The following is a 12,011-nucleotide window of genomic DNA, read 5'->3' as shown; positions in this document are numbered from 1 at the left end:
GACTAGCACACCTCGAAGGAGAGGCGGTGTGCGATGGCGCGGCTGGAGGAGCCGACCGCGAGGCGGTAGACGCCTGCCGGGGTGCGCCAGGAGTGCGCGGCGGGATCCCAGACCGCGAAGGCCCGCGGTGGGATGTCGAGGTGGACGTCTGTCCGCGCGCCGGAGGCGACCCGCACGGAGGCGAACGCGGCCAGGGTGCGGACCGGACGCGCGGGGCCCGTGCCGTCCGCGGGGGGCTCCACGTAGACCTGGACCACGTGGCGACCGGGTCGGGCACCGGTGTTGGCGAGCGTGGCGGTGACGCGGACGGGACCGGTGAGCAGGCCTCCGACGCGCTCGGGGAGGGCCCCGTCGAGCAGGGCCCCGGAGATCTCCCAGTCGGTGTAGCCGAGCCCGAAGCCGAAGGGCCGGTGGGGCTCGCGCCCGTCGCGGTCGTAGGCGCGGTAGCCGACGAACACGCCCTCGTCGTAGGCGAGGACGCCCTCGTGCGGGCTGGTGTCCATGACCGGGACGTCGGCGTGGTCGCGGGGCAGGGTCCAGGGCAGGCGACCGGTGGGCTCGGACCGGCCGGTGAGGGTGTCGGCCAGGGCGTGGCCGTACTCGTGGCCGCCGAACCAGGACCACAGGACGGCGGGAACCTCGTCGAGCCAGGGCAGGAGCACGGGGGCGCCCGCGTTGACCACGACGGCGGTGCGCGGGTTGGCGGCGGCGACGCGGCGCACGAGTTCGTCCTGGCGTCCGGGCAGGGCGAGGGTGGGGCGGTCGTAGCCCTCGGACTCGACCTCGTCGTTGGTGCCGACCACCACGATCGCGGTGTCGGCCTCCTCGGCGGCCCGCACGGCCTCGGCGATCTCCTCCTCGGCGGAGGGCCCGGGCGGCAGGTGGCGCAGCTGGGTGATGACGCCGCGGCCGAAGCCGCCGAAGTCGGCCACCTCCAGCTCGACCTCCACGCGGACCGTGCGGGGGCCGTCCACCCGGACCTCGGTGCGCGGGCCGTCGGGGTGGCTGTGCCGGGACTCCAGGATCTCGGCGTCGGAGGCGGTCCGGCCGCCCTCGGACAGGACCTCGCCGTCGACGCGGACGGTGTGGCGGCCGACCACGCCGACCTCGACCAGGTGGACGCCGGGTTCGCTGAGGCGGAGCGCGGCGGTGACGACCGCCCTGACCGCGCGGGGGTCGTCGACGTCGGCGTGGACGGCGGTCCGGTCGGGTGTCTGTGCGCCGACGGGGGCGCCGGAGGCGTCGAACAGGTCCAGGCACAGGCCGGTGACGAGGTCGCGGGAGGCCAGCGGCAGGAGGCGCCGGGGGTCGCCGCCGCGCACGACGGTGAGCTCGACGCCGTCGGGCAGGGCCTCGCGGAGCCCCTCCTCGGGGCTGACCAGGTACTTGGCGTTGACGTGGGCGCTGCCGCCGCCCTGGGTGTAGGCCTCCACGGCGTTCGGGCCGATGAGCGCGACCCGGCGCACGCCGCGGGTGTCCAGGGGCAGCAGCCCGCCCTCGTTGCGGAGCAGGACGTGGCCGCGCGAGCCGATCTCGCGCAGGACGACGCGCTCGTCCTCGCCCTCGACGGCGGGCGCGGTGTCGCGGTCGAGCCTGCCGACCCGGGAGGCCAGGCGCAGCAGGCGCACGACCTTGTCGTCGATGACCGTCTCGGGGACCTGGCCGGAGCGGACGGCCTCCAGCAGGGCGTCGCCCTCGGCCCAGGGGCCGCTCGGGCCGGGCATGACCAGGTCGAGCCCGGCGTTGGCGGAGGGCGCGGTGCTGCGGGCGGCGGTCCAGTCGCTGACGACCACGCCGTCGAAGCCGAGCTCCTCCTTGAGCAGCCCGGTGAGCAGGCGGCGGTGGTCGGTCATGCTCTCGGACTCCACGCCGTCGTCCACGCCGTTGTAGGCGGCCATGACCGTCCAGGCCCCGGCCTCCAGGGCGGCCTCGAAGGGCGGCAGGTAGACCTCGCGCAGGGTGCGCTCGTCGATGCGGGCGCGGTAGCTGGTGCGCTCCTGCTCGGTCTCGTTGCCGATGAAGTGCTTGGGGCAGGCGCCCACGCCCTCGCCCTGTAAGGCGCGCACGAAGGCCGCGCCGAGTTCGCCGGTGAGGACGGGGTCCTCGGAGAAGCACTCGAAGTGGCGTCCGCCCGCGGGTGAGCGGTGGAGGTTGAGGACGGGCGCGAGGACCACGTGGACGTCCTTGCGGCGGGCCTCTGCGGCGAAGAAGCGGCCGGTGCGCTCCATCAGCTCGGTGTCCCAGGCGGCGGCGACGGCGGTGGGGCTGGGGGTGCTGGCCGAGTGCTCCAGCTGTGTGGCCTCGGTGCCGCGCACCCCGGCGGGGCCGTCGGAGACGGTGATCGGCAGCAGTCCGGCCTCGGGGCTCCCGTGCAGGACCCATCCGGTGCGTCCGGTCAGCAGGCGCACCCTGTCCTCCAGCGGGAGCCGGGTGACGCGGGCGTGAAGGTCTGAAGTCATGGGCCCCTGGTCCTGTGACGTACGTCTCTTGAGCCGGAACCTTACTTACTTAACATTCATTAAGCAAGGGAGGCGGGGAAAGCTGGATACCGTGGACGATGGGCCCCCGACCCCCCGCACGGGCTCCGGAGTACCCGACGGGGTACAGGAAGTGGAGAGACCAGCATGAGCGAGACGACTCCGGCGCCGGACACCCGCGCCTCCTCCGGCGCCGAGGCGCCCACTCCCCGGAGGCGGGTGAACCGGCGCGAGCAGATCCTGCGCACGGCAGCCGACGTGTTCGCCTCGCAGGGCTTCCACAACACCTCGCTGGCCGACATCGCGGCGACGCTCAGCATCACCCCGGCGGGGGTCCTGCACCACTTCGGCTCCAAGACCGATCTGCTCACCGCGGTCCTGGAGCTGCGCGACGACACCGACCCCGCGCCGGAGGGCAGCCGGATGCTGGACCACCTGGTGGCGACCGCCGGGCGCAACGCGGAGCGGCCGGGGACCACGCAGCTGTACGCGGTGCTGTCGGCGGAGAGCGCCACCGACGAGCACCCGGCGCAGGAGTGGTTCCGGGACCGCTACACGGTGCTGCGCAGGGAGATCGGGGACGCCGTGCTGGACCGGCTGGGACCGGGGCACAGGGAGGCCGCGGACACGCCGGGGCCGGACGGGCACACCCCGGCGGAGGCCGCGGCGTCGGCGGTCATCGCCGTGATGGACGGGCTCCAGGTGCAGTGGCTCCTCGACCCGGGGGCCGTGGACATGGCCGCCGTCACCGAGCTGGTGATCGACTCCGTGGTGGCCCGGCTGTCCCGGCAGGACTGACACCCGCAGGAGCGTCCGGGGCGGTCCCGCGTCCGGCGGGGCGCGGCACCCGGGGACGGCCGCACCCCGGAAGGGTCGGCGAACGCCGGAGGGGGGGGGGGGGCCGGGGGGGGGGGGGGCCCCCCCCCCGGGGCGGGGGGGGGGGCGGCCGGGGGCGGGCCCGCGCCGGGGGGGGGGGGCCACCGGGGGCGGGCCCCACCCGGGAAGGGTCGGCGAACGCCGGAGGGGCGCCGGAACCGTGCGGTTCCGGCGCCCCTCCGGCGTTCTCTGTGCGTTTACTGCTCGCCGTGGACGGAACCGGGGGTGCCCGAGCCGTCGGTCACCTGCGGCTCGCCGGTCGCGCTCTCGGCCAGCCACTCGTCCCAGGACTTCTGCCAGAAGCCCCAGCCGTTGTCCCACTCGAACTCGCGGTCGGTACCGGTGGTGTCCAGGATGTCGCCCATGAGGGTGTTCTCGAAGAACCACCGGGCGTCGTCCATGCGCAGGTTGGTGCACCCGTTGGAGGTGTTGGCGCTGCCGATGTTGCCGTTGTAGGAGGCCTCGTGCACGAACTCGCCGCTGTTGGAGGTGCGGACGGCGTACTGGACGTCCACGTTGTAGGCGCCGGGGGAGTCCTCGGGGATGCCCACGGTGGAGGAGTCCATGGTGATCTGCTCGTAGCGCTCCATGAGCACGTGGGTGCCGCTGCTCGTGGTGTCGAAGCGGCGGTTGGCCTTGCCGTTGCTCACCTCGATGGTGCGCTCGTGCTCGCCGTCGACGGTGATCACCATCTCGTGGTCGGGCACGTGCATGGTCGCGATCAGCTCGCGGCCGATCTCGAAGTCGATGCGGTGGTTGCTCACCCCGTAGACGCCCTCGGAGGCCTCCACGCCCGCGAGGTGGAGGTCGACGCTGACGGCCTGGTAGGGCTCCCAGTACTCCTCGGGGCGGAAGACCGCGGTCGAGTCGTTGGTCCAGTTCCAGGCGCCCTGGATCTCCTGCTCGGAGACGACCTCCATGGAGTTCTCGACCTGCGCCTTGTTGGTCACCGGCAGGTCGAAGTTGATGACGATCGGCATGCCCACGCCGACGGTGTCACCGGAGACGGGGTAGTTGGACGCCAGTTCCAGGCGCTGTCCGGCGACCGCCTCCAGGGTGGTGAACTCCTGGACGACCTCGGTCTCCTCACCGGCGTCGTTCTCGGCGGTCGCGGTGACCACGATCTCCGCGCCGGGGCGCAGGTTCCAGTCGCTGACCCACTCGGTCGCGTCGCCGTTGAGGGTGCCGGTCATCGCGTAGAGGTCGGGGTCCTCCGCCTCGTCCCCGCCCTCCACCGCCGCCTCGGTGGTGACGACCTGCTCCACCTGGACGTCCGTGATGACACCGCTCTCGGCGGTGACCCGGACGGGGGAGTTGGGCGCGACCTCCTCGGCTCCGTCCTCGGGGGTGATCACCAGTTCCGCGGGGTCGGCCCCGGCCGCCTCGGTGCCGCCGCCCTGGGTCTCGGCCTCACCTGACGTGCAGGCCGTCGCGGCCAGCGCCAGCGCCGCCAGTCCGATACCGAAACGACGTGCCACCGCCGGAGGTGTCTTGCCCGTCACGTCTGGTTACCTCCATGTCATGCCTGAACGCCATCCACGCAAGTAAGACGCACACCCACCGAAAAGGTTCTGAAATCTCATGCATCGGTATAGAGCGGTTATCTGGGGCGTGGAGCGCGGGGGAAGCCGGAACCGAAGACGATACACCCCGGGGGTACACCTCGATTCCCTACGGGTATGAGGTTACGGCCATCCATAACCGGCCTTGGACACCGGGGCGGCCCTCTCCTAGAATCTTGTCCGAACGCTCAGGTTCCTTCTCCGGAGGAACCTGGTCAAACGTCCGGTTCCCTGTCGGGAGGAACGCCGTGCCGTGGCTCTGGCTGGCCGGAGCGATCATCGCCGAGGTGATCGCCACCACCTCGCTCAAGCTCTCCGAGGGCTTCAGCCGCCCGTTGCCCTCGGTCGTCGTCGTGGTCGGGTACGTCGGGGCCTTCCTCATGCTCAGCCAGGCCCTCACCCGGGGCATGAACCTCGGCGTGGCCTACGGCGTGTGGGCGGCCGTGGGCATCGCGCTGGTCGCGGTGATCGGCACCCTGCTCTTCGGCGAGTCGCTCACCTGGGTCCAGGTCGGCGGGATCGCGCTGATCATCGCGGGGGTCATGGCCCTGGAGCTGGGCGGTCGGCACTGAACGGGCACGACACGGCGCCCGTCGGCGAGGACATCGCCGACGGGCGCAGACGCAAGGGCGAGCGGCGCCGCCGACAGCTCCTGGAAGCCACCATGCGCGTCATCGAACGCGACGGCGTGGCGGCGGTCAGCCAGCGGCGCGTGGCCGCCGAGGCCGGGGTGCCGCCCAGCACCGTCACCTACTACCACTCGACCGTCGACGACCTGCTCGTGGACACCCTCACCCGGGTCAACGACACCTACGTGGCCGCCCTGGCCGCCGTGCCCGACGACGCGGACGCGGCCCTGCGCGCCCTCGCCGGAATGATCGCGGCGGGCTCGGGCCCCGAGCGGGCCCACGTGATGGCCGAGTGCGAACTGTTCCTGCTCGCCGCGCGCCGCCCGGCCCTGCGCCCGCAGACCGAACGCTGGAACCGGGCCGTGGACGCCTTCCTGGCGCCCCACCTCCCCCACCCGGAGGACCGAGCGGGCGTGGGCGCCGCCGTCGACGGCCTCTTCGTCCGGGCCTGCGCCGACCCGGACCTGACGGCCGAGGACGTGTACCGCACGCTCAGCCGCCTGGTGCCGCGCGTGCCGCGTAGCGCGCGGGAGGAACCCCAAGAACGGCGGTGAACTCCCTGGTCAGGTGGGGTTGGTCGCTGAAGCCGAGTTCGGCGGCCAGGCTCCCCCAGTCGGGCACCGCGCCCCTCCGGGCCCGCTCGGCGGCCTCGTAGAGCCGGTACCTGCGGATGACCGTCTTGGGGCCGAGGCCGACGTGGTCGGCGAAGCGGCGCTGGAGCAGCCGCACGCCCATCCCCTCGCGCCGGGCGAGCCCGGACACGTTGACCACCGAGGGGTCGTCGGCCACCCGCTCCACGACGTCGCGGGTGCCCTCCGCCGGGTGGCGGTCCGCGGGGAGCAGCGCGGCCAGGGCGCGGTCGACCCCGGCCATGAGGGCGAGGGGGTCGGGCGGCGCCGCGCCGTCGAGGACCCCGTCCGTACCGTCGAGGACCCCGTCCGCCCCGAGAACCCCGCCCGCGCTGAGAACGCCGTCAGCACCGGAAATCCCGTCGGCCCCGAGAACTCCGTCCGCGCCAAGAACCCCACCCGCACCGAGGACGCCGAACACCTCCGACGCGGGGAGGCTGGCGTCCACGATCGTGTTCATGGGCCTGCCGAGGAACGGGCGGAACCCCGCGGGCCGGAACATCACCCCGAGCGCCCAGCCCTCGCCCTCCAGGCGGCGCTCGGTCACCTCGGTGGTGGGGCCGTGCACCGTCGCGGTCCCGCCGGTGAACACCAGGTTCACGACGGGGTGGGCCAGGACCCGCTGGGTGTGGGGCTCGCGGCCGTTCAGGTTCCACGAGGCCAGCCAGTAGCGGTCCACGAAGCGGGCCACCCGTTCCGAGGGCGCGTGCCGGTCCAGGTGGAACCGGGTCAGCCCGGCGGCCGGATCGAGGATGCCGCGCGCGTCCCCCTCCACCCCCACGGAGTACGGTCTCACGGCTCCAGGATAGCCCTCGCCCACCCGAACTCACGTACGCTTCGTCGCGTTTGTTCAAGACGGGACCCGGTCGCGAAGGGCAGGATGGCGGACACCGAGAGAGATCCGAGGGGAACACCGATCATGAGCGACATCTCCGAGCGCTACGCCCGCCTGTCCGAGGACTTCGCCGGGACGGTGGCGGCCGTCCCCGCCGACCGCTGGTCGTCGGCGTCCCCCTGCGAGGGGTGGGACGCCCGCGACGTGGTCCGCCACATGGTGGACACCCAGGGCATGTTCCTCGGACTGGTCGGCCGCGAGCTGGGCGACATCCCCTCCGTGGACGAGGACCCCCGCGCCGCCTGGGACGCCGCCCGCGCGGTGGTCCAGGGCGACCTGGACGACCCCGGGCGCGCGGACACCGGGTTCGACGGGTTCTTCGGCCGCACCACCTTCGCCGAGGCGGTGGACCGGTTCCTCAGCTTCGACCTCGTGGTGCACCGCTGGGACCTGGCCCGGGCCACCGGCCAGGACGAGCGTCTGGACCCCGACGACGTCCGGTGGGCGCACGAGGCCACCGCCCCCTTCGGGGAGCACCTGCGCGGGAACAACGTCTGCGGGCCCGAGCTCACCCCGCCCGAGGGCGCCGACGCCCAGACCCGGTTCCTGGCCTTCGTCGGCCGCCGCGCCTGGTAGCGGCCCCGGACGCCTTCGCCCGGAGGGCGGTTCCGCCACCGTGTACCGCTCCCCCTCCTATCCCCTCCCCCGGACACCGTCGCGGGAGACGCCCACCAGCAGCCGCAGGATCAGCAGCCCGGCCACCGCCAGCAGCAGCCAGGCGACGGCGTTGAGCGCCTGCGCCCGCGCGGACATCTGCGCCCAGTCCACCTGGGGGCCGTCGGTGACGTTGAACAGGCCCACCGACATCAGTCCGGTGGCCACCGCCAGCACGGTGAGGACGGCGCGGTGCGCCATCGTCTGGACCAGGTGTCGGTCCTCCGGGTGCGCGAACGGCCGCACCCGGACGGTGAACCGGCCCTTGTGCAGCTGGTCGGTGATCCGGTCCAGCCTGCGCGGCAGGCGGCGCAGCGTGGGCAGCATCGCCGCCAGCTCGCCCATCGCGAGGTCGTGCAGGCTGCCTCCGCTCAGCTGCTCCGACGCGCGCGCCTCGGCGAACCGCCGGGCCTCGGTCACCGTGTCGAAGCCCGGCGACAGGTGCACCAGCGTGCCCTCCAGGGTGGCCAGCGCACGGAAGACCGCGGCCAGCTCGCCCGGCAGCGACAGACCGAACCGGGTGACGATGAGCAGCAGCTCGGTGAACATCCGCACGCTGGCGGTCATCCCCCGGTGCAGGTAGCGCGCCATGAACTGGCCCAGGGCGCGCCGCAGCCGCTCCTCGTCCACCTCCGAGGAATCAGTGACCACGTCCAGCAGCGTGTCGGTGAGCAGCACCGCGTCCGACCGGTCCAGGGCCAGCAGCATCATCTGGAGCGACTCGCGGGTCCGCCCGTCCAGGCGGCCCACCGAGCCGTAGTCGAGCAGCCCCACCCCGCCGTCGTCGAGCAGCAGGATGTTGCCCGGATGGGGGTCGGCGTGGAAGATCCCGTGGAGCATCACCTGTTCGAGCAGGCAGGCCAGCAGGGTCGAGGCGAGCCCGTGCCCGTCGGCTCCGGCCAGGTCAGCGGTGCCGATGGGCACTCCGCGCAGCCGCTCCATGACCAGCACGCGTCTGGAGGTGTAGGACTCGTACACCCTGGGGACGCGCACCGGAGACCCGTGCGCGGCCTCGGAGACGGCGGCGATGTTGGCCGCCTCCACCTCAAAGTCCAGCTCCTCCCGGAGCGCCTCGGCGAACCCGTCGGCCAGGTCGACCACACCGATCGCCGGACCCCACCGGGTGGTGGCCTCGAAGCGCAGCGCCAGCCGGCGGATGATGTCGAGGTCGCGGTGCACGACCGGGCCGATACCGGGTCTTTGCACCTTGACCACCGCCTCCTCCCCGCCGTGCAGCCGTGCGGTGTGCGCCTGGGCGATGGAGGCGGCCGCGAGGGGCTCTTCGGAGAAGTCCTCGAACACCTCGTCCAGAGGACGGCCCAGCTCGCTCTCCACGGTCGCGCGGATCCGGTCCGCGGGCACCGGGGCCGCCTCGCTGTGCAGCCTCCCCAACTCCACCACGAACGCCGGGGGCAGCAGGTCGCGCCGGGTGGCCAGCACCTGGCCGAGCTTGACGAAGACCACCCCCGCCTCCTCCATGGAGCGGGCCAGGGACCGGGCCAGGCGGTGCTGGCCGGAGGCGTCCTCGCCGCCCTCCCTGCGGCCGGTGACGTAGCCCCACAGTCCGTGTCTGGCCAGGATCCACGTGATCTGCCGGTAGCGGCGCATGCGCCCCGACCAGTCCAGGACGGCGCGGACCATGCGGACCGGGCGCAGCCGGGTGCCCCGGGGGAGGACGAGTTTCAGGGCGACGAAGACCAGCATGGCGGCGGCCGCCGAGAGCAGCAGCACGACCTGGCCGAACCCCGCGGGCGGCGCCGACTCCCCCGGCACGACCTCCGCCAGCCGCCGGAGGGAGCCGTAGTACAGCAGCGCCGTGGCGACGCCGCCCAGCACCATGCCGAGGGAGCCCGCGAGCACCAGCCGCGGCGCGCTGAAGGGGACGCCCATCATCCGGCTGGCCAGCACGCCCAGGCCGACCAGCAGGCCGACGAACACGAGCAGGGACAGGATCTGGCCGATCCCCTCGCTGATGTAGGACACGGTCGGAACGCTCTCTTTCGGGGGGCTCCGCGCGTGCGGAGGAGGCGATCAGGGGTGCGACGCGGATCGTGTGGCGGGAGGAGGCGGCGTCGTCCTCTCCAAAGATGCCACCTTCGGAGCCGAAGCGGCGGGGCGCGTCCACACCTGTGGAAAACCCGGAGGGCCACGGGGAGGCTCCCCGTGGCCCTCCGGACCGGTTCCCCACGCCTCACGCGCGAACGCCCTTGGGCGGGACCGTACTGCCCGCGCGCCCCCGCTCCTCAGGCGCGGGCGGCGCGCGGGCCGGGCGGCGGACCCGCCGCCCGGCCCGTCCGTCAGCGGATCAGCAGGTCAGCTCCCAGGAGCACTCCAGCTCACCGCTGGGCTGGGCCGGCGCGCTCTGCGACCGGACGCTCACGGGCGCCTGGTGTCCCAGGTACTCGGCCAGCCGGACGGCGATCGCGTCCTGCACCGGCGTGGGAGCCGGGCCGCTGTAGCCGTTGTTGACGACGCTGAACACCAGCCCGTCGCCGCCGTCCTGTCCGGCCACGTACCCGGACAGCGCGCTGATGCCCGTCATGGTGCCGGTCTTGGCGGAGACGGCGCCCGCGGCGGCGGTGCCGCCCATGCGGAACCTCAGGGTTCCTCCGGTGAACGGGTCGCTCTCGCCCGCCACCGGCAGCGAGTCCGCCCAGATCCCGTGCCAGGACGCGTCGCGCGTGCTCACGAGCAGGTCCACGACCGTGTCGGAGGTGACCAGGTTGCCCCGGGACAGGCCCGAGCCGTCGTTGAGGACGAGGTCGGAGGTGTCCACCCCCAGCCCGGACAGGGACCGCTCGACACCGGCGAGCCCGGCGTCCCAGCTGCCCTCGCCCGCGACCTCCTGGCCGATGCTCTTGACGAGCATCTCGGCGTGGCCGTTGTTGCTGAACTTCATGAAGGGGACCATGATCTCCGCCAGCTCGGGAGACTCGTGGTCGGCCACCAGCCGGGCGCCGTGGCGTCCCCGCTCGGGCGCCTCGCCGGACTCCACGCCGCCCTCGACGGTGACGCCGTGCCGCTCCAGCGCCTGCGCGAAGAGGTGCCCGGCCAGGCCCGCCGGCTCGTCCACCGTGCGCAGGGCGGTCACGGGGGCGGCGTCCGCCGGGATCGTGCCGGTCACCGTGATGGTGTTGGTCCCCACGGGACGGTCGACGACCACGCTGCTGGTGCCGCCCGGGGGGCCGGTCACGGCCTGGTTGTCGAGTTCGGCGTAGCCCTCGGCTGCGCCCAGGTCCACGGTGGCGGGCGCGCCCGCCACGCCGGGGGTGACCACGACCTCGGTCACGCCGGTGTCGTGGCGCTCCCCGTGGGCGACGGTGAGGGCCGAGATCTGCGCGGAGTAGGCGTAGGGCTCGTCCTCGGGCCACCAGTCGTCCACGAGGCGCTCGGAGTCGAACCAGGTGTCGTCGGCGAGGACGTCGCCCCGCACGGTCCTGACCCCGGAGGCGGCCACGTCGGCGGCCAGCGCGTCCAGGTCCCGCTCGGACAGGGTGGGGTCGCCGCCGCCCACCAGGTACAGGTCCTCCACGGAGCGCCGGTGCCAGCGGCCCTCGGCCACGACCTCGGTGGAGAAGGTGTGGTCGGCGCCCAGGACGTCCAGGGCGGCCGCCGCGGTGAACAGCTTCATGTTGGACGCGGGTACCAGCTGCTCCCCGCTGTCACGCGAGTACAGCACCGCGCCGGTGGCGGGGTCGGTGACGGTCACTCCCGACACCCCTCCCTCCAGGGACGGGTCCGCCAGGAGGGCGTCGATGTCCGCGCGCAGGTCGGTCAGGCGCTCCTCGGCGGCCGCCGGGTCGGCGTGGGCCGGGAGCGCGCCCAGCGGCGCCGCGACGAGCACGGGGACGGCCGCGAGGGCCGCGGTCCAGGCGGCGCGTCGCCGGACCGGGGCACGGCGCCTCCCGACCGGGGGTTCACTGGGGGCGGTGGGGGTTCTCAACGGTGTGTCTCCTAGCGGTCACGGACACCAAGGGGCACCGCACCCTAACCCGCTGCGGATCCCCGGCACCAGCACCCCGGGCGCGGGTCGAACACGTGAGTGGCGCGTGGGGACGCCTAGACGCAGGTGACACATGCACGCCTAAATCCGCTACAGATAAAATTGTCCGGTTTCGGTCTTCTTCGTGGGCGCGGTGAGGGGGCGCGGCGTCCAGAAGCCGGTACCGGAAGCGCTCTCTCCGCGCTCTCCCGCCCCCGTCCCGGCACGGAGGCGTGTGCCCGGTCCCGGAGCGGTCCTCGGAGGCCGGTGCCTCCCCCGCTGCGGGTGACGCGGACGGCGAACGGGC

General features: G+C 73.5%; 9 protein-coding genes. 4 read left to right on the top strand and 5 right to left on the bottom strand.

Annotated elements, in window-relative coordinates; translation table 11 throughout:
• Positions 1-2 precede the first annotated feature (2 nt).
• Complete coding sequence (locus FYW99_RS07195) at positions 3-2,459, bottom strand: beta-glucosidase family protein (protein ID WP_150251152.1); 2,457 nt, start codon at positions 2,457-2,459, stop codon at positions 3-5.
• A 165-nt stretch (positions 2,460-2,624) separates the two neighbouring features.
• On the opposite strand from FYW99_RS07195, the gene FYW99_RS07190 reads away from it, so the two are divergent.
• The gene (locus tag FYW99_RS07190) at positions 2,625-3,275 is read left to right on the top strand and encodes a TetR/AcrR family transcriptional regulator (protein WP_150251151.1); all 651 of its coding nucleotides are present in this window, start codon (positions 2,625-2,627) and stop codon (positions 3,273-3,275) included.
• Between the two features lie 275 nt (positions 3,276-3,550).
• Here the strand turns inward: FYW99_RS07190 and FYW99_RS07185 are convergent, their stop codons facing one another.
• Entirely contained in the window at positions 3,551-4,855 is a 1,305-nt protein-coding gene (locus FYW99_RS07185) for a L,D-transpeptidase (protein WP_150251150.1), read from the bottom strand.
• 308 nt (positions 4,856-5,163) lie between these two features.
• On the opposite strand from FYW99_RS07185, the gene FYW99_RS07180 reads away from it, so the two are divergent.
• Together FYW99_RS07180 and FYW99_RS07175 are read left to right on the top strand one after the other, a co-directional pair.
• Positions 5,164-5,487, top strand: coding sequence for a DMT family transporter (locus FYW99_RS07180; protein ID WP_150251149.1), 324 nt, complete (start codon positions 5,164-5,166; stop codon positions 5,485-5,487).
• A gap of 32 nt (positions 5,488-5,519) precedes the next feature.
• A complete protein-coding gene (locus FYW99_RS07175) occupies positions 5,520-6,098 on the top strand; it encodes a TetR/AcrR family transcriptional regulator (protein ID WP_263364050.1) in 579 nt (192 codons plus the stop codon).
• On the opposite strand, the gene FYW99_RS07170 is transcribed toward FYW99_RS07175, so the two are convergent.
• Positions 6,037-6,969: a helix-turn-helix transcriptional regulator gene (locus FYW99_RS07170; RefSeq protein ID WP_223838830.1), complete on the bottom strand. Its 933-nt coding sequence runs from the start codon at positions 6,967-6,969 to the stop codon at positions 6,037-6,039. The genes FYW99_RS07175 and FYW99_RS07170 overlap by 62 nt on opposite strands.
• 123 nt (positions 6,970-7,092) lie before the next feature.
• On the opposite strand from FYW99_RS07170, the gene FYW99_RS07165 reads away from it, so the two are divergent.
• A complete protein-coding gene (locus FYW99_RS07165) occupies positions 7,093-7,644 on the top strand; it encodes a TIGR03086 family metal-binding protein (protein ID WP_150251147.1) in 552 nt (183 codons plus the stop codon).
• A gap of 57 nt (positions 7,645-7,701) precedes the next feature.
• Here the strand turns inward: FYW99_RS07165 and FYW99_RS07160 are convergent, their stop codons facing one another.
• Together FYW99_RS07160 and dacB are read right to left on the bottom strand one after the other, a co-directional pair.
• Entirely contained in the window at positions 7,702-9,705 is a 2,004-nt protein-coding gene (locus tag FYW99_RS07160; RefSeq protein ID WP_150251146.1) for an ABC1 kinase family protein, read from the bottom strand.
• Between the two features lie 322 nt (positions 9,706-10,027).
• Positions 10,028-11,665 (bottom strand): D-alanyl-D-alanine carboxypeptidase/D-alanyl-D-alanine endopeptidase, encoded by a 1,638-nt coding sequence (gene dacB / locus FYW99_RS07155; protein WP_449289643.1) that lies wholly within the window; start codon positions 11,663-11,665, stop codon positions 10,028-10,030.
• Between the last annotated feature and the right edge of the window lie 346 nt (positions 11,666-12,011).

Source organism: Nocardiopsis deserti, assembly GCF_008638355.1.
GTDB classification, from domain to species: Bacteria; Actinomycetota; Actinomycetes; order Streptosporangiales; family Streptosporangiaceae; genus Nocardiopsis; species Nocardiopsis alborubida.
This window is presented reverse-complemented; position numbering and strand designations above follow the sequence as displayed.